At 40.5% G+C, this 24,355-nt stretch carries 25 protein-coding genes; 16 read left to right on the top strand and 9 right to left on the bottom strand.

The genetic code is table 11. The features are described from left to right. Positions 1-2: 2 nt before the first annotated feature. Positions 3-1,691, top strand: coding sequence for a methyl-accepting chemotaxis protein (locus AWM68_RS00520; RefSeq protein WP_066236060.1), 1,689 nt, complete (start codon positions 3-5; stop codon positions 1,689-1,691). A gap of 295 nt (positions 1,692-1,986) precedes the next feature. Here AWM68_RS00520 and AWM68_RS00525 read toward each other — a convergent pair whose 3' ends face one another. The 3 genes from AWM68_RS00525 to AWM68_RS00535 form a co-directional block, all read right to left on the bottom strand. Then, positions 1,987-2,211 (bottom strand): hypothetical protein, encoded by a 225-nt coding sequence (locus tag AWM68_RS00525; protein ID WP_066237340.1) that lies wholly within the window; start codon positions 2,209-2,211, stop codon positions 1,987-1,989. A gap of 2 nt (positions 2,212-2,213) precedes the next feature. Beyond that, positions 2,214-2,534 carry a YbjQ family protein gene (locus tag AWM68_RS00530; RefSeq protein WP_066236062.1) on the bottom strand — a complete coding sequence of 107 codons (321 nt, stop codon included), beginning with the start codon at positions 2,532-2,534 and terminating at the stop codon, positions 2,214-2,216. Between the two features lie 63 nt (positions 2,535-2,597). Then, positions 2,598-3,974 carry an FAD-binding oxidoreductase gene (locus tag AWM68_RS00535; RefSeq protein ID WP_419865567.1) on the bottom strand — a complete coding sequence of 459 codons (1,377 nt, stop codon included), beginning with the start codon at positions 3,972-3,974 and terminating at the stop codon, positions 2,598-2,600. A gap of 118 nt (positions 3,975-4,092) precedes the next feature. On the opposite strand from AWM68_RS00535, the gene AWM68_RS00540 reads away from it, so the two are divergent. Next, on the top strand, positions 4,093-4,656 hold the full coding sequence (locus tag AWM68_RS00540; RefSeq protein WP_066236064.1) for a BsuPI-related putative proteinase inhibitor: 564 nt from the start codon (positions 4,093-4,095) through the stop codon (positions 4,654-4,656). A gap of 248 nt (positions 4,657-4,904) precedes the next feature. Further along, the gene (locus tag AWM68_RS00545; protein WP_066236066.1) at positions 4,905-7,049 is read left to right on the top strand and encodes an ATP-dependent Clp protease ATP-binding subunit; all 2,145 of its coding nucleotides are present in this window, start codon (positions 4,905-4,907) and stop codon (positions 7,047-7,049) included. A gap of 178 nt (positions 7,050-7,227) precedes the next feature. Here the strand turns inward: AWM68_RS00545 and AWM68_RS21810 are convergent, their stop codons facing one another. Further along, entirely contained in the window at positions 7,228-7,317 is a 90-nt protein-coding gene (locus tag AWM68_RS21810; protein ID WP_222122228.1) for a putative holin-like toxin, read from the bottom strand. 409 nt (positions 7,318-7,726) lie between these two features. On the opposite strand from AWM68_RS21810, the gene AWM68_RS00550 reads away from it, so the two are divergent. Then, positions 7,727-8,356, top strand: a complete 630-nt coding sequence (locus AWM68_RS00550; RefSeq protein WP_231868341.1) for a hypothetical protein — start codon at positions 7,727-7,729, stop codon at positions 8,354-8,356. Positions 8,357-8,780: 424 nt separating this feature from the next. Here the strand turns inward: AWM68_RS00550 and AWM68_RS00555 are convergent, their stop codons facing one another. After that, entirely contained in the window at positions 8,781-8,969 is a 189-nt protein-coding gene (locus AWM68_RS00555; protein WP_066236068.1) for a hypothetical protein, read from the bottom strand. A 200-nt stretch (positions 8,970-9,169) separates the two neighbouring features. Here AWM68_RS00555 and AWM68_RS00560 point away from each other — a divergent pair, with 200 nt between their 5' ends. The 3 genes from AWM68_RS00560 to AWM68_RS00570 all read left to right on the top strand — a co-directional run bounded on the left by AWM68_RS00560 (position 9,170) and on the right by AWM68_RS00570 (position 12,594). Next, positions 9,170-11,572 (top strand): penicillin acylase family protein, encoded by a 2,403-nt coding sequence (locus tag AWM68_RS00560; protein ID WP_066236070.1) that lies wholly within the window; start codon positions 9,170-9,172, stop codon positions 11,570-11,572. 84 nt (positions 11,573-11,656) lie between these two features. Further along, positions 11,657-11,944, top strand: a complete 288-nt coding sequence (locus AWM68_RS00565; protein ID WP_066236073.1) for a hypothetical protein — start codon at positions 11,657-11,659, stop codon at positions 11,942-11,944. A 311-nt stretch (positions 11,945-12,255) separates the two neighbouring features. Next, positions 12,256-12,594 (top strand): VOC family protein, encoded by a 339-nt coding sequence (locus AWM68_RS00570; protein ID WP_066236075.1) that lies wholly within the window; start codon positions 12,256-12,258, stop codon positions 12,592-12,594. 70 nt (positions 12,595-12,664) lie between these two features. Here the strand turns inward: AWM68_RS00570 and AWM68_RS00575 are convergent, their stop codons facing one another. Continuing rightward, entirely contained in the window at positions 12,665-12,916 is a 252-nt protein-coding gene (locus AWM68_RS00575) for a hypothetical protein (protein ID WP_066236077.1), read from the bottom strand. Positions 12,917-13,102: 186 nt separating this feature from the next. Between AWM68_RS00575 and AWM68_RS00580 the strand changes: the two genes are divergently transcribed. Continuing rightward, positions 13,103-13,354, top strand: coding sequence for an HPr family phosphocarrier protein (locus tag AWM68_RS00580; RefSeq protein ID WP_066236079.1), 252 nt, complete (start codon positions 13,103-13,105; stop codon positions 13,352-13,354). Positions 13,355-13,489: 135 nt separating this feature from the next. Beyond that, complete coding sequence (locus AWM68_RS00585; RefSeq protein ID WP_231868342.1) at positions 13,490-14,080, top strand: YitT family protein; 591 nt, start codon at positions 13,490-13,492, stop codon at positions 14,078-14,080. Positions 14,081-14,142: 62 nt separating this feature from the next. Here the strand turns inward: AWM68_RS00585 and AWM68_RS00590 are convergent, their stop codons facing one another. Continuing rightward, positions 14,143-14,280 (bottom strand): YjcZ family sporulation protein, encoded by a 138-nt coding sequence (locus AWM68_RS00590; RefSeq protein WP_082820560.1) that lies wholly within the window; start codon positions 14,278-14,280, stop codon positions 14,143-14,145. A 230-nt stretch (positions 14,281-14,510) separates the two neighbouring features. Between AWM68_RS00590 and AWM68_RS00595 the strand changes: the two genes are divergently transcribed. Next, positions 14,511-14,810, top strand: coding sequence for a hypothetical protein (locus AWM68_RS00595; protein ID WP_066236083.1), 300 nt, complete (start codon positions 14,511-14,513; stop codon positions 14,808-14,810). Between the two features lie 32 nt (positions 14,811-14,842). On the opposite strand, the gene AWM68_RS00600 is transcribed toward AWM68_RS00595, so the two are convergent. After that, positions 14,843-15,085, bottom strand: coding sequence for a DUF2164 domain-containing protein (locus AWM68_RS00600; protein WP_082820511.1), 243 nt, complete (start codon positions 15,083-15,085; stop codon positions 14,843-14,845). 372 nt (positions 15,086-15,457) lie between these two features. Here AWM68_RS00600 and AWM68_RS20930 point away from each other — a divergent pair, with 372 nt between their 5' ends. Next, positions 15,458-15,628 carry an aspartyl-phosphate phosphatase Spo0E family protein gene (locus AWM68_RS20930; RefSeq protein ID WP_231868343.1) on the top strand — a complete coding sequence of 57 codons (171 nt, stop codon included), beginning with the start codon at positions 15,458-15,460 and terminating at the stop codon, positions 15,626-15,628. Here AWM68_RS20930 and AWM68_RS00605 read toward each other — a convergent pair whose 3' ends face one another. Further along, positions 15,629-15,823 carry a hypothetical protein gene (locus AWM68_RS00605; RefSeq protein ID WP_066236085.1) on the bottom strand — a complete coding sequence of 65 codons (195 nt, stop codon included), beginning with the start codon at positions 15,821-15,823 and terminating at the stop codon, positions 15,629-15,631. Between the two features lie 153 nt (positions 15,824-15,976). Between AWM68_RS00605 and AWM68_RS00610 the strand changes: the two genes are divergently transcribed. The 5 genes from AWM68_RS00610 to AWM68_RS00630 all read left to right on the top strand — a co-directional run bounded on the left by AWM68_RS00610 (position 15,977) and on the right by AWM68_RS00630 (position 24,246). Beyond that, positions 15,977-16,813 carry an aldo/keto reductase gene (locus tag AWM68_RS00610; RefSeq protein WP_066236087.1) on the top strand — a complete coding sequence of 279 codons (837 nt, stop codon included), beginning with the start codon at positions 15,977-15,979 and terminating at the stop codon, positions 16,811-16,813. Positions 16,814-17,131: 318 nt separating this feature from the next. Next, the gene (locus AWM68_RS00615) at positions 17,132-18,079 is read left to right on the top strand and encodes a ring-cleaving dioxygenase (RefSeq protein ID WP_066236089.1); all 948 of its coding nucleotides are present in this window, start codon (positions 17,132-17,134) and stop codon (positions 18,077-18,079) included. Beyond that, a complete protein-coding gene (locus AWM68_RS00620) occupies positions 18,079-18,690 on the top strand; it encodes an alpha/beta hydrolase (RefSeq protein WP_066236091.1) in 612 nt (203 codons plus the stop codon). The genes AWM68_RS00615 and AWM68_RS00620 overlap by 1 nt, the downstream gene beginning before the upstream one ends. A gap of 26 nt (positions 18,691-18,716) precedes the next feature. Then, positions 18,717-19,328 (top strand): flavin reductase family protein, encoded by a 612-nt coding sequence (locus AWM68_RS00625; RefSeq protein WP_066237358.1) that lies wholly within the window; start codon positions 18,717-18,719, stop codon positions 19,326-19,328. A 586-nt stretch (positions 19,329-19,914) separates the two neighbouring features. Beyond that, complete coding sequence (locus AWM68_RS00630) at positions 19,915-24,246, top strand: S8 family peptidase (RefSeq protein WP_066236093.1); 4,332 nt, start codon at positions 19,915-19,917, stop codon at positions 24,244-24,246. Positions 24,247-24,355 lie beyond the last annotated feature (109 nt).

Genomic DNA, 24,355 nt, shown 5'->3' on the forward strand with positions numbered 1-24,355 from the left:
GTATGAAACTAACGCTGAGGAAGAAGCTTGTTGGATCTTTTTTAACCATTGCTGTTTTATTTGCAGCGACCTGCGGGATATTCTTCTATTTTCTAAAAGACATGCAGAATACTTACAGTGATTTATTAGACAGAAGATCAGTAATCTTTCAAAACGCTAAAGAAATAGAGCTTCAAGCGACCATACAGAACAACAGTGTTCGTGAATATTTGTTAGAGCAAACTTCTGAAAGTAAAGGGAAGCTGACAGATGCAACCGAACAAATCGAGACACTAGTGAATGCCACCATGAAACTCGTACAAGCAGATGCTGATAAGAAAAGACTAGAAAAGATTTATTATTTAAACAACGACTATAAAAATGAATCCGAACGAGTCCTGCAAAACTCAATGAGCAACATGGAAGCGGCAAATGAATATGCAAAAAGTACTCTATTTCCATTAGCAAGAGAGATGCGATATGTAACGGAAGAAATGGCAAAGAGACAAGCCAATCTAATGGATGAAAGAAAAATGGTGGTTGCTGAAGCTGAATCGTTTATTGTAACTCTTATTACCATTCTGGGGACAGTCATCGTTATAGCAGCCCTTGCAATCGGCTATAGCATTTCACGTATGATTTCAAAACCTGTAGTCAAAATGGCAGATATGTTAAATGATATCGCTGACGGTGATCTTACAATGGATCCAATCACAGTTAAAAATAAAGATGAAATCGGAATGCTTGCAGACGGCATCAATCATATGGGGACCAACCTAGCTACCTTAATTAGACAAGTGAGAGCAACTTCCGAACAAGTTGCAGCAGCCTCTGAAGAGCTAACAGCTTCAGCTGAACAAACCAGTATGGCAACTGAACAAATAGCGACAACCATTGGGGAAGTAGCTGGTGGATCTCAAGAACAGGTTAGTACGGTTGAAAATATTGTTGAAGCGATGAACCAGCTGTCAGCAGGTATTCAGCAGATTGCGGTAAGCATGCAGAACATGTCTGAAGCGTCCTCGCGTTCATTACAGGTAGCAGAAGGCGGAAACGAGACGATCCAGCAAACAATCGGTCAGATGGATGCTATTCATACATCCATGAACAGCACGTCTCATGTGGTTAGAGAACTTGGTGATCAGTCCCAAGAAATTACTAAAATCGTTGATGTGATTACAGATATCGCCGGGCAAACGAACTTGCTAGCTCTAAACGCTGCCATTGAAGCGGCGCGTGCTGGGGAACAAGGCAGAGGATTTGCAGTTGTAGCAGATGAAGTTCGAAAGTTAGCAGAACAATCATCCGAATCCGCTAAGCAGATTGGTCAATTGATCTCAAGTATTCAAGAGCTTACAGAAAAAGCAGTTGATGCGATGAAGAGCGGGACAGATGAAGTAACAGGTGGAAGAGAACTCGTATATCAGTCAGGTGAGGCGTTTAAAAGTCTTTATCAAACGGTAGCTGAAGTCTCTAATCAAGTAGGGGAAGTTTCAGCTGCCACTCAACAGATGACAGCGAGTACTGAGCACGTGGTCGGATCGATCGATGTGATTTCATCAATGGCAGAAGCAGCAGCATCTTCTACACAAGAAGTTTCTGCATCAGCAGAAGAGCAGCTTGCAAGCATGGAGGAAATCTCTTCTTCATCCAACGCACTATCTCACTTAGCAGAAGAAATGAACGAAGCCATTAATAAATTTAAAGTATAAAAGGAAAAGCCGCTGGTTGAACTGGCGGTTTTTTTAGTGCAGTGAAGAATTCGGACTCCCTTAGCTTTGTGAGCGAGCAAAAATCTTCGTGAGCGAGCATAAATCCCTGTGAGCAAGCATAAACCTCCGTGAGCGAGCATAAATCCCTGTGAGCGAGCAAAAATCTTCGTGAGCGAGCATAAAACCCCGTGAACGAGCATAAATCCACCATCATCAAGCACAAAATCTAGACGGTTCTATAAAATAAAAGCTGGCTTCAGAAAGGACAAGCATCCTTCTTAAGGCCAGCATCCATTTATTCTTCTTTATAAAAGCGATCACCCGTGTCTGGATTGTAGTAAACACGTTCTCTTTTTCCAGAGGTTGGATCGATGGAAATTTCCTCCGTCCAAATATAGCCTGAGGGAACCTTTGTTTCACTTTTTTTATAACGCTTATCGTAATACTTCCAAGAGATGATGCCCAACACAATAACAACCAGGATGGAGATCACTTGCCAGCCGATAAGGATGTTTATCATATTCATTGCTTTTCAACAACAACTGCTGTTCCATATGCGACGATTTCGCTCATGTTATTGCCCATTTCACCAGAATCAAAACGCATCATAACAATGGCGTTCGCACCCATTTCCGTAGCGTTCTTAACCATGCGATCGACGGCTTGCTTACGTGCATCTTCAAGCATGCTTGTATATTCCTTAATCTCGCCACCCATAATTCCTCGAAGTCCTGCCATGATGTCTCCTCCGATGCCGCGTGCGCGAACAACAACTCCAAATGCTGAACCTTTTACTTCTTTTACTTCATATCCAGTAATGTTCTCAGTAGTAACAACGATCATAATTAAGTCCCCCTATTTTGTTATATAAATAATTACGGATCAAACAAGCTTTTCGTTTCATTTCTATACTATGATTTTACCTGGATTTAAAATGTCTTTTGGGTCTAATTGTTTTTTTATAGACATCATGATCGGGAGGGTGTCGGCATGTTCTTTTGCTAAATATTTTGCCTTGCCGATTCCGACGCCATGTTCCCCTGTACACGTTCCGCCTTTACTTAATGCATAGGTCACAATACTTTCATTTACAGAGTCTGCTTTTTTACGCTCATTCTCATTCGATGCGTCATACATGAGTATCGCATGGAAATTCCCATCCCCAACATGTCCCAATACTGCGCCAGGGACTCCTAATTCATCCATCTTGTCTCTTGCGTGAACAATTGCACCAGACAATTCTGAAAGAGGAAGACACACATCGGTAAACATCATGGACTTGCCAGGGTAGCCATGTTTAAACGCATAAGCTAAGTTATGTCTTGCTTCCCATAGCTTTGCACGGGCTTTCGAATCACGCTCTTCCACCCACTCTATACCTCCAAAGCTTTCAAGCAATTCTTTTGTTAATGATGCTTCATATGTAACGCTTGCTGGATTTCCTTGAAATTCTAAGAAAAGGGTCGGAGCTTCAGTATACGCTGTTTCGCTGTTGTGATTAACCTGTACGATGGAACGTTCATCTACAAGTTCCATTCTTGCGATCCCTGTACCTGATCCGAGGACAGCGATAGCAGCTTCAACGGCAGTTTGAATAGAAGGAAATGTACATCGAGCAGAGAGTACGGATTCAGGAATACCATACACTTTTAGCGTGATTTCTGTAAAAACGCCAAGCGTACCTTCAGAGCCTACAAACATGGATGTTAAGTGATAACCTGCAGATGATTTTGCAGCAAGTCCGCCGGTTTGAATCATCTGTCCATCTGCCAAAACAACTTGAAGGTTTCTAACCTGATCGCGCATGATGCCGTATTTTACGCTTGTTGTCCCGCTCGCATTTGTCGCAGCCATTCCGCCGATCGTGGCGTCTGCACCTGGATCAACAGGGAAGAACAATCCATATTTTTTAAGCGCAAGATTCAGCTGAGTTCGGGTTACACCAGGCTGAACTCTTACTAAAAAATCATCCGGACGAATTTCGAGTACTTTATTCATCTCTTGAAAGTTGATGGAAATGCCTCCTTTTACAGGAATGCAGTGGCCCTCAAGACTCGATCCAGCTCCATAAGGCACAACAGGAATTTTGTGTTCGTTTGCGAATGTTAGAATAGAAGAAATTTCTTCAGCCGATTCGGGGTATACAACGATATCAGGTGAAACAGGATGATGATAAGATTCATCCCGGCTATGCTGCCAAAGAATCGTTTCGTTTTGTGTAGCGCGTTTTTCAGATGTCCGTTTCTGCATTTCAAGTAATAGATCTGTATGTGCAATGTTCAAGTAAACCCGCTCCTTACACTTTTGAGTTATTATCTATTTTACATGAACAAAGCTAAAAATCCTTTTTAAACATGAAATTGCGTATATATGCCCAAACTAACAAGTGAGGTGATAAACGATGCATAAACGAAGAAGTGTATGGCATGTTATACTGATCATAATATGTATTTCGATAGTCGTGACAGGCTGTGGAAACAAAGACAGCCAAAACCAATCCGAGGGGAGAGAACAACCGGTGATGGGTGATGGTAAAGGAAACGAGAAGAAACCGCGTCCTGAAGAAGGACAAGACGGGCAAATAGGACAGAACGGACAAGGCGGCATCGTGGCGGGCAGTATTGAGCCTTCTATTAAAGTACAAGAGCAGCAGAATGCTAAAGGGATATTGTTTAGGTATGAGTTGAAAAATCAGACTGAAAAAGAAAAGGTTTTTCAATTTCCATCAAGTCAGAAATTTGATTATGTAATAAAAGATAAGAATGGTAAAATCGTGTACCAATACTCAAGAAATCATATGTTCATGCAAGTGTTAACCTCTTTAAAATTAAAGCAGGCCGATGTTTTTAAGCAGGATATTTTAGTCAGCGATCTAGAACCTGGTGCTTATACATTAGAAGTATGGTTAACACCAAGTGGCGAGACAGAAGATTACAGACAAAAAATCACTTTTAATTGGAACTAAATTGGGGAAGAGATGAGTTAAGAGCTCATCTCTTTTTGATTTTTATGACAGCAAAACAAAATACTTGAAAGTCAAAAAAGGTCAAAGTATAATAAGTTTAAAGGTTAATGGTCAAAGAAAGTCAAAGTCAAACTAAGACTAAAAAGACTCATGACACCTAGAAACAAAATAGTTGCGAAACGATTAGCATGCACGTATAATCGCAAATCATTTATACAAATTTTAAAAAACATGAGGGGGTTACAAGTATGCGTTGTGAACAATGTGAAGTTAATCCTGCTACGATCCAAATGAGTATCTCCATGAATAAAGATAAGAAACAATTTGTGCTTTGCTCTGATTGTTACCATAAAGTGAAACAAGAAATGAACACTGGAGGAGGAATGAATATGAATTTTTCTTCTTTCGATGATATCTTTCAACAAATGATGAATGGTCAAGCATTCACAGATCACGCGAACGACCATGGGAAACAACAAACTCAAAAAGGAAAACGAGGCGGAGGCTTTTTAGATAAATTTGGCCGTAACTTAACAGATGCAGCCAAAGCAGGAATTATAGATCCAGTTATCGGACGAGACGATGAAGTGCGCCGAGTCATTGAAATACTAAATAGACGCACAAAGAACAACCCGGTGTTAATCGGGGAACCTGGTGTTGGTAAAACAGCCATTGCGGAAGGACTGGCAACTAAAATTGTAGAAGGCAACGTTCCCGCGAAACTGTTGAAAAAAGAAGTGTACTTGCTTGATGTAGCATCACTTGTTGCAGATACAGGGGTAAGAGGTCAGTTTGAGGAACGTATGAAACAGCTGATCGCGGAGCTTCAAAAACGTAAAAATGTCATTCTGTTTGTGGATGAGGTTCATCAGATCGTAGGAGCAGGCTCCGCAGAAGGATCTATGGATGCTGGGAACATCTTAAAACCTGCACTTGCACGCGGTGAGCTGCAGATGGTCGGAGCTACAACGTTGAAAGAATACCGTCAAATCGAGAAGGATGCAGCGTTAGAACGCCGCTTCCAACCGGTAATCGTTAACGAACCAACACTAGATGAAGCGATAGAGATTCTAAAAGGTCTTGCACCTCGATACGAAGATTATCACCAAGTTAAGTTTACAGAAGAAGCGTTAAAAGCATGTGTAATGCTTTCACATCGCTACATTCAAGACCGATTCTTGCCGGATAAAGCGATCGATCTTATGGATGAAGCGGGATCTAAGAGCAACCTTCAACATATTACGATTGAAAAATCTTCTATTGAAGAACGTTTAGAAGAACTCGTAAAAGAAAAAGAAAAAGCGGCTGCAGATGAAAACTATGAACTGGCTGCAAAACTTCGCCAAGAAGAACTGCAGCTTGATGAAAAATTAAAAACACAAGAAGAGGATAAAAAAGCTGCGATTGTTCAAGTGGAAGACATTCAGCACATTGTTGAGCAAAAAACAGGTATTCCTGTACGCAAGCTTCAAAGTGACGAACAATCTAAAATGAAAGAGCTGGCTGCTAAGCTTGCAGCACAAGTAATTGGCCAAGATGAAGCAGTCGAGAAAGTAGCTAAAGCGATTCGCAGAAGCCGTGCAGGATTAAAAGCAAAGAAACGCCCGATCGGATCATTCTTGTTCGTTGGTCCAACAGGTGTTGGTAAAACAGAGTTAACCAAAACGCTCGCAAAAGAAATCTTTGGTGATGAGGACAGCATGATCAGACTCGACATGAGTGAGTACATGGAAAAACACGCTGTTGCGAAATTGATCGGTTCACCTCCAGGGTACGTTGGGCATGAAGAAGCAGGACAATTAACAGAGCAGATTCGCAGAAAGCCATATAGCATCTTGCTGTTAGATGAAATCGAAAAAGCTCATCCAGATGTTCAGCACATGTTCCTTCAAATTATGGAAGATGGCCGATTAACAGACAGCCAAGGTCGCACAGTGAGCTTTAAAGACACTGTGATCATCATGACAAGTAACGCAGGTGCTTCTGTTAAGCAAACGAAGAAACTAGGATTTAATACGGGAGATGTAGAAAAAGAAACACATATCCTAGATTCATTAGGAGGCTATTTTAAACCAGAGTTCTTAAACCGTTTTGATAGCATCGTACAGTTCCAGTCGTTGAAAGAAGAGCATCTTGTGAAGATTGTTGATCTTATGCTGCAAGAGCTTTCAGATCAGCTGCAAGAACAAAACATTGAGATTACGGTAACTTCGGCTGCAAAACAAAAGCTTGCCAAACTTGGATACCATCCTTCATTTGGTGCGAGACCACTCCGCCGAATCATTCAAGAGCACATCGAAGATAAGATTGCTGATGTATTATTGGATGAAGAGGATGTCCAAAAACTAACAGTAAACGTTGCAGACGGACAGATCGTCGTAAAAAAAGCATAAAACTAAAAAACCTTGCTAGAGTGTATCTCCGGCAAGGTTTTTGTTTTACAATGCAAAGTAAAGGTTATTTTAATACATAGGTTTTGGAAGGGTCATGATTTAAGGACTCAATGAAAATATCCGAAAAAATAAGCCATGCATCTGCATGGCAGAATGAAAAAATCAATCTCTCTGTCTTCTAGGAGTCATCTTTGGAGCGGATTATGGTAAGAACAAGCATTGAAAAACCAATCATGAGTGACATCGCTTCAAATACTGTCATCCCCATCCCTCCTTATTTATTAAGGGTAAGACTCGTACGAGAATTAGAGAAGGAAAAGTATTGTATGTTTTCCATTTTATCCCGAATCATAAGTTGAAACAAGAATCGTAATGACTATTTCTAATACTTGCAATTAGGTCAATAGGTTTATTTTACTAATATTATATTTCATAAAATGTCCACTTTTTTTTTCATGTCATTGAACTGGCTGAAAAGACCTATGAAACATACAATTTGATATTTTTAAATAACAGGAGAAGCAAGGAATATCGTGAAAAGGAAAATAAGGACGCTAAGTAAGAAAATTAAGCATGTTCGAATCATTCTTTTCAACCCCCTTGTGTATAACAATGTATAAAAAAATAGAATTCTTCATGACAGTTATACGAGAAAAATTTAAAGGAGGATTTTTTCATTGGATACGTCTTATGTTTGGTATGTGAGTTATGGATCAAATTTAATGGAGCACCGATTTTTGTGTTACATTCTCGGTGATCAGCCAGAGGGTTCTTCTCAAAAAGAAAGGGGCTGCAGAAATCCAGCAATGCCGCTTAAAAACGGAAAAGCCATACTTCCATACCCTCTTTATTTTGCAAGAGAGCGGACAAAATGGGGTGAGGGCGGAGTTGCTTTTATCGGACATGAAAAAAGTAATCAATACAAGACCTATGGCCGAAAGTATTTAGTGACGGTTGAACAGTTTTTAGATGTTACTGCCCAAGAAAATAGCTGTGACGAGATAGAGGCTGATTTAGAAGAAGTCATACAGAAAGGGTATATTCATTTTGGACAAGGCTGGTATAGCCGAATGGTCTATTTAGGAGAAGAGGAAGGGTACCCAATGGTTACGTTCACATGTAACCTGGATATGCATGAACAAGATCTGAACCCTCCGCCTGCAACTTATCTCACTACGATCGCGAAGGGCTTAAGCCAGCTTGGTCTAACTTCAGGAGAGGCTGTAAAATATTTTGCCCAAACACCTGGAATTGCAGGGAGGATGAACGAAGAAGAAATTGAGCAGGTCATCAGCAGTTATTTTTAGGTTTTTCCCGAGACAATGTTTTCGCATATATTGTAGCTTCTGGAAGCTGTTGATTTCCGTTTCAGATGCGCGCTTTCCGGGGGGGCGGGCGGTGAGCCACACTCGGCGCTTTGCGCGCTTAGGTGTCTCACCTGTCCCGCTGATCCCCCAGGAGTCTCGCATCTTTCACTCCAATCAACTTGTCGATGTTGCATTTTGAATGCCATGCTTTCAAAGATTGAAAAACTGCTAACACAAGTGTTGTGAAAATAGTTAAGCCAAAAGAATGATAATGCCCCCATTCAACTGGAGAATTGCCGTTAAAAGGGACGAACATAGGTCGAGCGTTATATGACTTATGGAACTTACGAAAAGGCTGTATCGATGAGATAATAAAGTCCCCTATACATATAGAGGTGCTTCTAACAATAGAAGCACCTCTTTTTTATGCATTCATCTTAATTTGCTTAATGGAGATAATTCCAGTGGGGCAATTAAATTGATCAGCTATCACCTTTTTGACCTGTTCATGGAGATTAGATTTTCCAGGCTGAATATTAGCGATCATAATATTTCCTTGGGTAACTTTTTCCTGGCCATGGCTGAGTTGGAAATCCACAAGAATTTTAGCCATCTTCTCTCTCCTTAAATGGTGTGTCATAGACTACTTGTTGAGATATTCGACATTCTTTTGAAAATCCTGTCTGAATTAACTGGAATTAGTCATAAAGTATCGAGGTTTTTCAAATCATTTACTTTTCTTCACCCTTTTACAGGGAAATCCGTCATATTAGAGAATGTTATTAGGAAGATTGTCAGGCAGGAGGTATATATGTGGAGAGAGCGCTTCAGAAGAAACGTTTGATTAAACGATTAACCTGGAAAAAAAGTTTACTCATCATAGGGGTGGCACTTGTCATCATTTTATTAGCCGCAGGAGGAACAGCCTATTTTCTGCTTCAAAAAAGTAAACCTTTAGTAAATGGAATGATATCTGTTAACGGACTAACGGCTAAAGTAGAAGTTTTCAGAGATTCTCATGGTGTTCCACACATAGAAGCAAAATCAATGAAAGATCTATTTATGGCTCAAGGGTTTGTTACAGCACAGGACAGAATGTTTCAAATGGACTTAAGCAGAAGACAAGCATCTGGAATGCTTAGCGAGGTAATCGGAGAAAAAACGATACAGCGTGATAAGTTCTTTAGAACACTCGGATTAAGAAGAGCAGCCGAAGCTTCTTACAACGAATATTCACCTGAGATGAAGCAATATCTTGAATGGTATGCTAAGGGTGTAAATGCGTATTTGAAGCAGGCTAAGAAAGACCATACACTACCCATTGAATTTATGCTTGTCGGTTACGAACCAAAAGGGTGGACGCCTATTGATTCTCTTGTTATCGGAAAATATATGGCATTCGACCTTGGGGGACATTGGGAAGGGCAAGCTTTTCGTTACTATTTAATGGAAACGTTTTCAAAAGAAAAAGCATTAGATCTGTTCCCGGGATATCCGAAAGACGCGCCTGCTATATTAGAAGATTTAGAAACGGCTGATATCGATTTTGAAAAAAGTTTTGCAGATTCTGTTATTCCAAACTTTCATAATGGCAGCAACAATTGGGTGGTTGCCGGCAGTAAAACTGAGTCAGGTAAGCCTCTCCTTGCCAATGATCCGCACCTCTCGCTAGGAACTCCATCCATTTGGTATCAGAGTCATTTGAAAGCGAAGGATTACGAAGTATCTGGTGTTATTTTTGCAGGGATTCCCGGTATAATCGTCGGTCATAACAACACAATCGCATGGGGTGTGACGAATGTCGGTCCTGATGTTCAAGAATTATACGTAGAAAAAAGGAACCCTAAAGATCCTTATGAATTTCAGTATTTAGCCAATTGGGAGAAAGCTGAAGTCATTGATGAAATCATTAAAGTCAAAGATAAAACAGATGTGAATCATGAAGTGATTATTACGAGGCACGGACCTGTAATCTCAGAGTTTGCTCACCAGGACAAACCTGGAACCGCTCTTTCGTTAAAATGGACAGCGCTTCAGCCATCAAAGGAACTTGAAGCCGTAATTATGATGAACCGTTCAAAAAACTGGAAGCAATTTGAGAAGGCGCTGGAATCATTCCATACTCCTGCACAAAACTTTGTTTTTGCGAGCACCGACGGAACCATCGCTTATAAGGCAAACGGATTAATACCGATCAGAAAGCAAGACTACACGTCGATGCCAGTCCCGGGATGGACCGATCAATATGAGTGGAAAGGATATATCCCATGGAATGAACTTCCTTCAAGGGTCAATCCGGAAAACGGATATCTTGCCACAGCAAACAACAAAGTAACAACCGATTCGTATCCTTATCACATCTCGGATACGTTTGCCCAGCCTTACCGACAACAAAGAATTGTGGAAGTACTAGAGGGTAAAGAAAAGCTGTCTGTAAAAGATATGCAACACTTGCAATTTGATCAAAAGAATAAACAAGCTGAAGAAATGCTGCCGATTCTTATAGAACACGTGATGAAAGAACCGTTGACTAAAAAAGAAAAAGATGTGCTGACTATATTAAAGAATTGGAACAAAGTTGATCGTAAAGAGAGCGCGGCTCCTTTAATCTTTCACATCTGGATGGATCGATTTAGTGATGTACTCTTCAAGGATGAGATCAGTGATGAGATGTTAAAAATGTTTGACGGCCGTGAGCAAGTGGTGGACGAGCTGATTCGAAAAGCAAATGCTGGTCAGCCTGGCCCGTGGATTAATGAACATGGAGGTTTAGCAAAAGTAACTCAGAATTCGTTTAAATCCATGATCTCTGTAATCAGTGAGGAATATGGTGAAGATCTGTCTAAATGGAAGTGGGGAGATTTTCATACCTTAACGTTTGAACATCCTCTGGCAGCTATTAAACCATTAAATCTGTTGTTCAATCCTGAAACTCAAGCAATGGGAGGAAGCCGGGTTACAGTAGGTGTTGCTGGGTGGAACCGGGAAACTGGCGACATTACACATGGCGGTGCATGGCGTATGGTGATCGATATGAATGATCCTTCAAAGGCGTATCATGTGGTCGGTCCTGGCCAGTCTGGTCATGTATTAAGTCCATGGTATGACGATCAAGCGAAAGACTGGGCAACAGGTAAGTACCATGTTACAGCATTAGATGTGAAAGACAGAGGTAACCAGCAGAAGCTTGTTTTACAGCCTTCCTTAGAAAAATAAAGAGGGTTAGACACTTGTCTCTGTCAAAATAACAGGTTGGACATATGGTGTAGAGAAGGCAAAACAAGCTGGGAGGTTTACGCTTTGTCATACCACACCTATCACCTGTGCCGCCGTTATTTAGGCGAATCTGTGTATATTGATTGTCACTGCGGCACGAGATATCATGGTGTTCTTAAGCATGTAGATGATAAAAAAGCATACATTCTGCCGTATAGTACGGAAGGGCAGGATGAGAGCAGCGATCGCTTCTTCTTTGCACCTGCACTTGTAGGGCTAACACTTGGAACGATCGCGGGTCTCGCATTAGCACCAAGACCGTATCCAATCTATCCTGTTTATCCGCCATATCCTCCGTATCCTTATTATTAAGTTGTTTTAAAGACTGAACCCTTATTGGGGTTCAGTCTTCTTTATTACGTGTGTTGGAATATCTAGTCAAGAAGTTACGATAAGTAATTTGTTACATGTTAGGATTAGGTTTATTAGCTTGAATTCACGTGTTTCTTCATTATTTTTGCTCTCATTTAAATCTTTTCAAAGCACCGGTAAAATCAATAACACTCATTTTTAAAGAATTAGCAGGAAAAGATTAAAGCCAGATGGAAAGTAACGTATACACAAAGAAGAAGTTCATACAATCAGACACATAATCATGAATTTTTTACGAGGGGGTATTGGAATTGAAGCTCGCATTTTTGTTTCACCCAGTAAAAGATTTACAAGAATCACAACAATATTATGAAGGTCTTGGGATGACTGAAGCTTGGCGAGAAGGAAATCAAGTACTGGGAATGTCTATGAAAGATTGTGAAGTACAGCTTATGATCGAAGAGGACGAGCATGACTTGGGGCCAGGCGGCGTGTTCTTGGTAGAGAGTGTTGATAACTTTTATGAAGAACACGAAACCAAACTGGATTTTGTAAAATCACCGTGTACAATCCCTCCCGGCAGATACGCTATATACAGAGACGGAACCGGAAATCCAATTCGGATCATTGATTTTTCGAATAAAGACTAACATCACAAAAAGCACACTCCAATCGATCCAATCGGGAGGTGCTTTTTTATGTTTGTATATTAGGATAGAATTAATGATAATAATCCTGATCTTCATTTAGTGCAGGATCATGCAAATCTCCTACAAAATTCAAAAGACTGTCTCCTTCGAAATAATAAGGTTCTGTATCCTCAAGCCAGCTTCTATATTCTTGAAAGTCCTGATCAAAATGACCTGAGAAAAAGCGGTGTGCTACTTCATTTGTCAATGTATCAATGATCACAATGCCTCTATAACTCTGACGATCTGGTTCGTCATAATCACATGCAACATAATAAGCCATAACGATTTGCTCCCTTTTAGAAGTAATACACATAATGTTGCAATTTAGTGCTTTTTTCATACCATTATTTTTGATTTTCTTCATAAATTGAAACGATAAGCCATAAAACACTTACAAAGCGTTTAAACGGGCTTTACATTTTGCATGTAGGATGAAAGATGAAGAGGACTGAAAGAGGGTAATAGGATGAAAACTTACTTTATGGTGCAAGAAAAAATAAGACCTGGATGGATTCATGAAATGGTAGTCAAAGCCAATGAATTTGAGCAATGTCAGATTTTTATCGAATGCAACACCTTAAAAATTAACGCCAAAAGTCATCTTAGTATGAGTCTGCTTAACGGTATGAATGGAATTTGTTGTGTATCTGCCACTGGAGAAGAGAGCCGAACAGCTGTGGATGCATTGCGGAGCCTTGGAACAGGTTTGTTAGCGTAAAAAGGATGAAAGAAGCTGCGTTCAGGCAGCTTCTTTTTAGGTGTAATACAACCGAACGGAAATTTCTTGCTTTTCTTTTTGTGAGGTCTAAAATGGAGGATAGAGATTACGGAAAAGCTAGAGAGGGATGTTTGTTTGCATAGAATCATTTGGTTGACTTTTGGAGCTTTTTTACAGGGACTAGCTATGGCAGCCTTCTTGTTTCCACACGCTATCCCTTCTGGTGGGGTGGCAGGCATCGCCATTCTAAATCATCATTTCTTCAGCTTGCCATTGGGACTCACGCTATGGACCATTAATTTTGGACTCTTGCTGCTCGCTGTAAAGAAACTCGGGAAAAAGGCAGCGATATTGACCATCTATTGTGTAGCGGTGACATCCATAACGGTAGATTGGATTACAGCACATGTACCTAATCCTTTAAATGGAACGCTGATTGATGTGATATATGGAGCGATCATTTTTGGTACTGGTGTCGGAATTCTGTTTCGGTTTGGAGCCTCTTCAGGCGGTATGGATATTTTAGCCCTAATATTGTCTAAATGGTCAGGAAAGAAACCAGGAACCATTCTTTTCCTGATCAACAGTTTTGTGCTGGTTATCACGTCGTTTACTATTGGAATTGAAATTATCCTCTTTGCATTGCTTTGCCAATGGGTCAGTACCCGAATCATTGATTATGTTCGAACGGCAACATTTCAAAGTAAAACAAAGCGTACAATGTAAATATAATTGTAAACAGAAAAAGGGTACGGTCATGATAACCGTACCTTTTTTGCTGTGTAAAATTAGCAATCCTTGCCTTTGTGCGCCCAAGAACAACCAACGATAATGAGAAGGATAAATAGAACTACTATGATCGCAAAACTCTTTCCATATCCATATCCGCCACCACAATAACCATATCCGCCACCGCCGCCATACATTGGTGCGTTTGCAAGTGAAGCATTTACCGGTGAATTTGCATACATTCTAAAAACTCCTCCTTAAGAAAATTGTACTTTCGACCTCGATACAGTATATGTGAGGTACAGAAAGGGTGTATGGACAAAAGTTTAGTTTTTATGGAATTAGGCGGATGTAATAATTCTGCAAAGAAAATGTGATGTTACGAATCAGGATAAAAGGGGTAAATGTTAGCAAGGAGGCGTTATATATGCAAACTGCAACCCAAACTCAAATGAAAACAACGAACAGGTTATTCAAAACTCAATCGTGGGCCTTGATCGGTCTTGGTACAGGTGCACTTGTCTGGCTTTCTTTTAAACCAAACCGTATTAAAACAAAAATGAAATTCAAAGATATGAAACGAAGAGTTCGCCCTCATCACATCGATCGCACACAGCTGCCAATCAATAAAGCAGGGCATCCTGATCCAATGGATGTGGAAGACAATAAGATGGTAGAAGAGGGAGCAATGTATTCTGTAAACTATTACAATGATAAAAAAGGTTAAAGGATGGGGATACCCATCCTTTTTTCTGTCTATTATTTGCGGATCGGCCGCTTTAATGTGTAAAGGTCTTCTTCTAAATTTTCCATTCTCGATTGTAAGGTAGAAATAGAGTCCTCAATGCCCTCATTGTAAAAATAAGCACCCATTTCAACCGTTATGAAATCTAGGACTTGTTCAGCCGCTAGATTGCCGATTTCTTCACCGCGTTCATCCAGAAAGAATGACTGGATGCTAGTCATCATCTCTTCTTTTGCCTCTTTTGAAAGTTTTCTCAATCTCTTAACCCCTCCTAGACCATGAATAAATTTTTTATTGGACGCTCTTTTTAAAAGATAGTCGCTTTTAAACTTCTATGATAGTTGATTGGCGTGTAGGATGCGAGACGACTGCCCCTCTGCAAGTGAGCACCTGAAACGGAAATCAACCACTTTCAAATGCAACAAAGTTTGCAAAAAAAAGTTAGATGAATGCGGTTGAAAAATGCATAACAGTGGGTGATATGATGGGTCTTTATGACGATTTTTCATGTAAAAATATGTCCAGTTTTGTAACATTACTTCTTCTTTTGTGGAAACTATTTTCAACAATAAAAAAAGCGGGCATAATAACTGAGAATACCAAAATTAACATAAGAGGAGCCGATTTTCGTGGAGAAAAAAGAATGGAATAACTCTCTTCTGATGGAATGTATAAAAGAAAAAAAAGAAAAGCTGGTAGAGATTGCAGACCGAAATGGTTTAACCAGCAAGGAAACCGTAAAGTGCAGTCAAGAGCTAGACGTTCTGCTGAATGTCTACCAAAGACAAGCCACTTTTTAATTAGTGTTTATTGAAGATGAGTTCATCTGTTAGTTGATCAATACGAAGCAGGATCGCCTTCTTTGTTACTAAAGGATAATTACAGTGAAACTCTGATAACAGTTCACGAATCTCCTGAATGAGGGAAATTTCTTGTTCAGGCATAGATTTGGTTGATTCGCTTTTCATTCTAAATTGAATCAGATTATCTTTCACACCAACACCCCTTTTTCATATTGTGTTGGATACTACTTCCATATCATTCATTAAATACCTTCCAAAAGTCGAAATGTTTCCTTTCTACAGCAGAATGTGACAATATCTTTTTAGGGAACAAAATAAGTTTTAAAATGGGAGGCTATTAAACAGATGACAGCTATTCAATCATTGCAAGACACAACTGTGCTGAACAATGGAGTTAAAATGCCATGGTTCGGACTTGGTGTATTTAAAGTGGAAGAAGGACAAGAAGTAATCGATTCTGTTAAATGGGCGATTGAAGCAGGATATAAAAGCATCGATACAGCTGCAATCTATAAAAATGAAGAAGGTGTTGGACAAGCGATTAAAGAAGCGGGAGTACCTCGCGAAGAATTGTTCATCACAACAAAAGTATGGAATGCCGATCAGGGCTATGAGTCAACACTTGCAGCTTTTGAAAGCAGCATGGAAAAGCTAGGACTTGAGTATCTTGATCTTTATTTGGTTCACTGGCCGGTTAAAGGCAAGTATAAAGAAACTTGGCGTGCTCTTGAGAAACTTTATAAAGATGGAAAAGTAAAAGCGATTGGTGTATCTAATTTCCACGTTCATCATCTAGAAGACATATTAGCTGATTGTGAAATCAAACCAATGGTGAACCAAGTGGAATACCATCCGCGACTAGCGCAAAAAGAGCTTCTTTTATTCTGTAAAGACAATAATATTCAAATGGAAGCATGGAGTCCTCTTATGCAGGGAGAACTGCTGGAAGAGCCTACACTAGTGGAGTTAGCAGAAAAGCACGGGAAATCTGTTGCTCAAATCATCCTTCGCTGGGATCTTCAAAATGGTGTAGTAACGATTCCAAAATCCATTAAGCAGCATCGCATCGTTGAAAATGCGGATATCTTTGATTTTGAGTTATCCTTAGAAGATATGGCTAAAATCGATGCCCTTAATGAAGACCGACGCATCGGGCCAGATCCAGATAACTTCGACTTCTAAAAGGGGTCTGACCCCAAACAAATACAAAAATTCACTTTTTGTCCACGTGGAATACACATATTCCGCGTGGTTTTTTATTTCATTCCTTTCTTCCTCATTCATTTGTTTCATACTTTCTTTTCGTTACAGACTTCTTCATATGGGGAAAGGCTAAGTAATGCCTGGATCGTACATAATGAGAAAGACTTATTTCATGTACACATATAGCCGTAAAACACAATTTCACAAACAAATATAGTTACTTGACAAAAGTAAGTATAATCTCATATACTAAACTTACAAAAAATAAGTAATCAAGTATGAAGGGATGTTTAAGATATGATCATGCAAACAGATGGAATTCATCACATTACAGCTATCGTTGGCAGTCCACAGGAAAATGTTGATTTTTATGCAGGTGTATTAGGATTAAGGTTAGTGAAGAAGACGGTTAATTTTGATGACCCTGGAACTTATCATCTTTATTTTGGAGATGAAGGAGGGAGCCCAGGAACGATTATGACGTTCTTTCCATGGCCAGATGCATATAGAGGAAGAGTAGGCTCCGGCCAAGTGGGCACGACTTCTTTTGTTGTTCCGGAGGGTTCGCTATCTTTTTGGGAAGAAAGACTTTTAAAATTCTCTGTAGAATATAAAAAAACGATACGCTTTGAAGAGGAGTATTTAGAATTTCTTGATCCACATGGCCTGCGTATTGAGATTGTAGCAAGAAAAGAAGGTAGAAACAGCGAATGGTCATTTGGAGCAATCAAGTCTGAGCATGCAATTAAAGGATTTGGCGGTGCTGTATTGCTTTCTGCTGCACCAAATCAAACGGAAAAAGTACTCATCGACGTGATGGGACTTGAAAAAGTCGGGCAAGACGGTGAGTATATCAGGTTTAAAGCGAAAGCCGATATTGGAAATGTCATTGATATTAAGCTTGCTCCAGAAGCAAGAGGGGTGAGCGGAGTTGGAACGGTTCACCATATCGCATGGAGAGCCAACTCTTATGAACAGCATGAATTATGGCAGCAGCATGTGAAACAGAATGACTTTCAGGTGACAGAAATTATAGACAGACAATATTTTAACGCCATCTATTTCCGTGAAGAAGGCGGTATCCTTTTTGAAATTGCAACAGATCCACCAGGATTCACTCGTGACGAACCAGAAGAAGATCTTGGGAAAGAGCTGCTGCTCCCGCCATGGCTTGAACCTCATCGAGGGCAGATAGAGAGTCACCTGCAGCCAGCAGAAGCAAGGATTTTAAAGGAGGACCAATAATGAAACACTTGTTTAAAAAAGGAACAGATTTAACGAAGCCCGTACTGCTTTTATTACATGGCACAGGAGGTAATGAAGAAGATCTTCTATCATTGGCAGATATGATTTCACCTGAATCATCTGTTTTAAGTGTACGTGGAAACGTATCTGAAAATGGCATGCCACGTTTTTTCCGTCGATTAGCTGAAGGTGTTTTTGATGAGGAAGATTTGATTTTTCGAACAAAAGAGCTTCATGAATATATCGCTGAAGCAGCCGAGAAGTATGACTTTGACCGAGATCAAGTCGTTGCTATTGGGTATTCGAATGGTGCCAATATTGCAGGAAGTTTAATTTTCCATTATAAGAACTCTCTAAAAGGAGCTATCCTTCATCATCCGATGGTTCCTAGACGGGGAATCGAATTACCTGATTTAAACGGACTTCCTGTATTTATTGGTGCAGGCAAAAACGACCCGATCTGTCCGCCAGAAGAAACAGAAGAGCTCCAGCAATTACTCTCTAGTGCAGGTGCAGAAGTACATGTGAAATGGGAGAACATGGGGCATCAGCTTTCAAGAGCTGAAGTAGAAGAAGCCGCTGAATGGTTTCACAAACATTTCAGTTCTTAAAAATTAATGTAAAGCGGGTGAAATTTATGAAATCAATTGATCCTCAACATTTATCGATTAAGGAAAATTATAAGTTCCTTACAGGGAGTATAATTCCAAGACCGATTGCCTTTGTCAGTACACTTTCCAAAGATGGTGTGCTCAATGCTGCTCCCTTCAGCTATTTTAACGCGCTAACATCCAATCCTCCGTTAATCGCCATTTCGATCGGCAGAAAAGACGGTGTACAGAAGGATACTTCACGAAATGCAGAGGCGACTGGTGAATTTGTCGTTCATATCCCGGATGAATCTTACATTGAGGCTGTGAATCAAACCGCAGCAAACCTCGGACCTGCTGAAAGTGAAGTTGAACTTGCTAAGTTAACAACAGTTCAATCTGTAAAAGTAAAAGTTCCAGGGATTGCTGAATCTAAAATTCGTATGGAATGTGTGGTTGAGCGAATAATTCCTCTAGGAGGGGAATCTGATAAGCCAGCTACAGATCTTTTAATCGGTAAAGTTGTTCATTACCATATTGCTGATGAACTGTATCAAGATGGAAGAATTGATGCTGAAAAACTGCAGCCTGTTGGAAGGCTAGCAGGTTCGAACTATGTAAAATTAGGTGAAACTTTTTCGTTAGATCGACCCAAATAAAATACTTGGTTTTCCCTCTTACTCGTAAGAGGGTTTTTTTTATTGTCAAAAAACGACATTTATAAAAATGTTCTCTGGATTAGTTGCTTTATTCACCATCATTTAGATCAGACATATGCATCGTACTTAGGCTAATGTATTCCTTTTTGCGACAAAGAACATACATCATGGATAGGCCATTTGATGCATTCCACATCTTTAAAGAAGAATTTGGAAATTCAATAGAGGTATAAGCATGATTTTAAAGGACTGTGTTCCCATTTTTAAAGACTCCGTTTCTATGGTGCAAAAATAAGTAGATTTGTCCTGTGTCAGAAGTTTGCTTTTCTATAAAAAATAAATCTACTTCAAAAAATGATTAAACAATAGTCACAAAATACAAGGTTGTGAGTCATACAAAGGGTTTATTTTCCAATTCCTAGTCCTTTACGCGACATATTATTACATAATCTTACAGTTGTATTCCGTTAACCTTTATATAACAACAAAGAATTACTATATTTTCAAAAAATATACAGGAGGTGTAATAAGATTTTAAGAATGTGACTTGCTAAAAACAAAAAAAGAATAGGGAGGGAAAAGTAACATGAGTAAAAAACGAAGAAAAGTACGCTGGCTTTCTGTATTTTTAGTTTTTTTAATGATTGTTCCAATGATGTTCCCGTCTCAAGCAAATGGTGCAGCAAAAGGAAAAGCTTCAACATCAGCAAAGGAAGCCGCACTTGGAGGCTCGAAAAGCAAGGTTTCTAAAAAGGTTAGCGAGCAGTTTGATAAGAAAGATAAAGTCACGTTCCTTATAAAGTTTAAAGAGCAAGTAGACACAGCAGAAGTAGCTAAAAAAGCAGCTAAAGAGGCTAAAACGCAAAAGCTCTCTGCCAATCAAACGAAACTTATGAAGCGTTCTACCGTTGTGTCTACACTTCGTGCAAAAGCGCTCGAAACACAGCAGAACACAAAACAATACTTAGAAAAACAAGAAAAAGCAGGGAAAGCAAAAGAAATTCAATCCTTTTATGTTGTTAACGTAATGGCTGTAACGGCAACTAAGGAAGTAATGGAAGAGATCGCTGCTTTCCCAGAAGTAGAAAAAGTGCTTCCGAACGAAACAAGGCAACTCATTCAACCTGTAAGTGCAGTAAAAATTCCTGAGAAACCAAAAGCAGACTTACAAGTTGAACCGGAAAATAAGGTAGCTTCGGTAGAATGGAATATTGAACGAGTAGGGGCACCTGCCGTTTGGGATATGGGCATCGATGGATCAGGTACGGTAGTCGCTTCCATTGATACTGGGGTGCAGTGGAATCACCCTGCATTAAAAGAAAAATATCGTGGATACAATCCACAAAATCCAAATACGCCAGATCATCAATTTAACTGGTTCGATGCGGTTAGCGGACAAGCTGCTCCATATGATGATCATGGGCATGGCACCCACGTTACCGGAACAATGGTGGGATCTGAAGCAAACGGTGCTAATCAGATCGGTGTGGCACCAGGTGCAAAATTCATTGCAGTTAAAGCTTTCTCACCGAACGGAGGGACTGACACAGATCTTCTTGAAGCGGGTGAGTGGATTTTAGCTCCTAAAGATGCACAAGGCAATCCGCATCCAGAAAAAGCGCCAGATGTAGTTAACAACTCCTGGGGTGGCGGGAGAGGTCTTGATGAATGGTACAGACCAATGGTAAATGCATGGCGCGCAGCTGAAATTTTCCCTGAATTCTCAGCCGGTAATACAACATTGACGAACCCGGGCGGACCAGGATCTGTAGCAAACCCAGCGAATTACCCTGAATCTTTTGCAACTGGGGCGACAGATATTAACAACAGACTAGCTAGCTTCTCGCTTCAAGGACCTTCACCATACAATCAAACAAAACCTGAAATATCTGCTCCTGGAGTAAACATTCGATCTTCTGTTCCAGGAAGCGCGTATGAGGGAGGTTGGAATGGAACGTCTATGGCAGGTCCTCACGTATCAGCTGTAGTGGCACTCCTTCGACAAGCGAATGCCAGTTTAACAGTTGAAGAAATAGAAGAAATTTTATTAACAACGGCTACGCCGCTAACTGATGCAACGTTCCCTCAATCACCGAACAATGGTTATGGACACGGTTTAGTAAATGCCTTTACAGCCGTATCTTCTGTTGTCAGCGGTTTAGGCAGAATTGAAGGAACGGTTACGAAAGAAGGGGAAGATACACAAGGCCCCGTTATTACTCATGAAGCGCCTTCTGAGTCTTATAAAGAAATGCCAATAAACCTTACAGCACAAGTATCTGATGACATCAGTGTTACAACCGTTTCATTAAGCTATCAAAACGCAGATGGAAGCTGGACAAATGCTGTGGCAGAACGTACAAGCGGAGACTATAAGTCTGGTACGTACGCTGCTTCTATTCCAGGCTCTGCATTAACTGGCAATTCAATCGTATACAAATGGACGGCCATTGATTTTGGCGGCAATAACGTTTCATCTGAAAACTATACCGTTACATTGCTGCCGGGAATCTCAGTTGGGTACACAGAGGATTTTGAAGGGACACCGACAGGCTGGACTTCATTTGGTGCAAACAATAGCTGGGAGCATGGTGTACCAACAAGCGGACCAGGCGCAGCTTTTTCAGGTCAAAAAGTATATGCTACTAATCTAGCAGGGAACTATGTAAACAGTGCGAATATGACGCTTGTTATGCCTCCTGTTGACCTTCCAGCAGGAAATGCATACCTGCAGTTCAAGCAGTGGCATGATCTTGAGCGAAACTACGATTATGGACATGTATTTGTTTCAACAGATAGGCAGAACTGGACGCAAAAATTACGCGTCAACTCTACATCAGGAGGCTGGATTAACGGAGAAGTAAATTTAAGTGAGTACGCGGGACAGCGCATTTATGTAGCGTTCAACGTAACTTCAGATAGTTCTGTTGTAAAAGCAGGATGGTATATTGATGATGTAAAACTGCAGAATCAGCCATTAACACCAGCAGTAACAGCGGCACCTGCGGTTGAACCACTTGCATCTGATCAGGCGAAACCAAAGGTAGATCCAACTAAGATTGCACCAGAAAATACTGCACCAGCAAAAGAATCGACAGATAGTAAAGCTTCACCTATGACACTGCCGATGAGAGCGGAAGTAAGTGTTCTTGAAACAGGGCGCTCTGTTTATACGAACCCTCAAGACGGCTCTTACAGCTTAATGCATGCTGCAGGAACTTACACGGTTAAAGCAGAGGCTTACGGATTCCGTTCATCTGTTCAAACGGTAAATCTAGCACCAGATGGAACAGCAAGAGCTAATTTCACATTAGAAGAGATTCCTAGAGGAACACTTTCAGGAACGATTATAAATGAACGAACAGGTGAACCCGTTGCTGGAGCGACCGTAATGCTTATGGAAGATGCGGCAATCGCACCGGTTCAGACAAATGAAGATGGTTCGTATGAGATTGATGCATACGAGGGAGAGTATACACTAAAAGTTTTGGCACCTTCTTATTATGGACAAGAACTTTCTGTAACCATTTCAGGCGGTGAAACCACACAGCAAAACATTGAGTTAAAACCATTCATCGGCTATCCAGGAGAAATTGGCTATGACGATGGTACTGCTGAAAATGCGCGTGCATGGAATGCTGCAGGCAACGCATGGGCAGTTAAGATGTCATTAGCAGAAGGAAATGAAAAAGCTGCTGTTACTGGCGGGTTGTTCCGATTCTGGGATACAGAATGGCCAAGACCAGGTGGAACAGCATTTCAAGTAGCTGTGTATGATGCAAGTGGTCCAGATGGAACGCCAGGCAACAAGCTAGCAGGACCTTTTGATGCTACTGCTCTTCGAAACGGTCAGTGGACTCACGTTGATTTAAGCCAGCATGGAATCATGGTAGAAGGTGATTTCTACATGGTGTACATTCAAACGTTTGCGAATCCTAACACTCCAGGGCTTGCAACAGATGAAAGCGGAACATGGTCTGGCCGAAGCTATCAAAGCTTAAGCGGGGCATGGTCACAGTCACCAGAAGATGAAGGAAACTATATGATTCGTGCAACGGTAAATTATGAAGTTACAGCACCTGCCATTACTTCACCTGCAGATGGATCATTTACAAATGAAGAAGTTGTAACTGTAACCGGGAAAGCCGCTCCAACTACAACCGTGAAGATCTACAATAACGGAGAGGAAGTAGCGAGTACAGATGCGACAAATGCTGGAACGTTCTCAAGTGAAGTGACGCTTGAAGATGGCAGCAATACGCTTACAGCGAAGGCCGTTACAGAGCAAGGCTCTACAGATGAATCTGCTCCAGTAACCATCACACTAGATCAATCAAATCCAAAATTAAGTATTGCGACACCAGTTGATGGGACAAAAACGAACCGTGAAGCCGTTACAGTAACAGGAAACGTCGAAGAAACGAACCTGGATTGGGTAAAGGTAAACGGGCAGTCAGCAAAAGTTGATGCGAATGGTAATTACACCCACCGTCTTCTTTTAGACGAAGGAGAGAATTCAATTACTGTTGAAGCACAAGATAAAGCTGGGAACGGTGATTCCAAAACGATTAAAGTGTATGCGAAATTTGAAGCTCCAGTCATTGAAAACTTGAAACCTGATACGGACAAAGAACTTAAAAAAGGTCAGTCAGTAAAAATTGAGTTTGATAGTGAACCAGGGTTAGATACAGTGTTTATCATTCATATGCCGCTTACAAATACAGGGAACCTTGTAAACGCAACAGAGCTTCCGATGCGTGAGACGTCAGCAGGTCATTATGAAGGCTATTATACTGCAACATCCAACGTAAAAGCTCCTGGTGCTGTAGTTGAGGTCATTGCTTCTGATGACTATGGAAATAAAACAACAGAAAGAGCAGCAGGAAAGCTTTATATTAATGAAAAAAAGAAAAAGTAAAAAAAGATAAAAAGGTAAACCGGTCCTTCAAACAGGGGGGCCGGTTTTTTTATGTGTTTTTAGTACCAAGTCATATAATTTGTTCCTAAATCGACAAAAATAGAGGATG

This window comes from Fictibacillus phosphorivorans, assembly GCF_001619875.1.
GTDB classification, from domain to species: domain Bacteria; phylum Bacillota; class Bacilli; order Bacillales; family Fictibacillaceae; genus Fictibacillus; species Fictibacillus phosphorivorans_B.

Bases quoted from the DNA above. Each gene is read 5' to 3' on its own strand.
- AWM68_RS00520 (WP_066236060.1), top strand. From the start codon at position 3: ATGAAACTAACGCTGAGGAAGAAGCTTGTTGGATCTTTTTTAACCATT.
- AWM68_RS00525 (WP_066237340.1), bottom strand. From the start codon at position 2,211: ATGATAAACATCCTTATCGGCTGGCAAGTGATCTCCATCCTGGTTGTT.
- AWM68_RS00530 (WP_066236062.1), bottom strand. From the start codon at position 2,534: ATGATCGTTGTTACTACTGAGAACATTACTGGATATGAAGTAAAAGAA.
- AWM68_RS00540 (WP_066236064.1), top strand. From the start codon at position 4,093: ATGCATAAACGAAGAAGTGTATGGCATGTTATACTGATCATAATATGT.
- AWM68_RS00545 (WP_066236066.1), top strand. From the start codon at position 4,905: ATGCGTTGTGAACAATGTGAAGTTAATCCTGCTACGATCCAAATGAGT.
- AWM68_RS21810 (WP_222122228.1), bottom strand. From the start codon at position 7,317: ATGGGGATGACAGTATTTGAAGCGATGTCACTCATGATTGGTTTTTCA.
- AWM68_RS00555 (WP_066236068.1), bottom strand. From the start codon at position 8,969: ATGGCTAAAATTCTTGTGGATTTCCAACTCAGCCATGGCCAGGAAAAA.
- AWM68_RS00575 (WP_066236077.1), bottom strand. From the start codon at position 12,916: ATGGCTTATTATGTTGCATGTGATTATGACGAACCAGATCGTCAGAGT.
- AWM68_RS00580 (WP_066236079.1), top strand. From the start codon at position 13,103: ATGAAAACTTACTTTATGGTGCAAGAAAAAATAAGACCTGGATGGATT.
- AWM68_RS00590 (WP_082820560.1), bottom strand. From the start codon at position 14,280: ATGTATGGCGGCGGTGGCGGATATGGTTATTGTGGTGGCGGATATGGA.
- AWM68_RS00595 (WP_066236083.1), top strand. From the start codon at position 14,511: ATGCAAACTGCAACCCAAACTCAAATGAAAACAACGAACAGGTTATTC.
- AWM68_RS00610 (WP_066236087.1), top strand. From the start codon at position 15,977: ATGACAGCTATTCAATCATTGCAAGACACAACTGTGCTGAACAATGGA.
- AWM68_RS00615 (WP_066236089.1), top strand. From the start codon at position 17,132: ATGATCATGCAAACAGATGGAATTCATCACATTACAGCTATCGTTGGC.
- AWM68_RS00620 (WP_066236091.1), top strand. From the start codon at position 18,079: ATGAAACACTTGTTTAAAAAAGGAACAGATTTAACGAAGCCCGTACTG.
- AWM68_RS00625 (WP_066237358.1), top strand. From the start codon at position 18,717: ATGAAATCAATTGATCCTCAACATTTATCGATTAAGGAAAATTATAAG.
- AWM68_RS00630 (WP_066236093.1), top strand. From the start codon at position 19,915: ATGAGTAAAAAACGAAGAAAAGTACGCTGGCTTTCTGTATTTTTAGTT.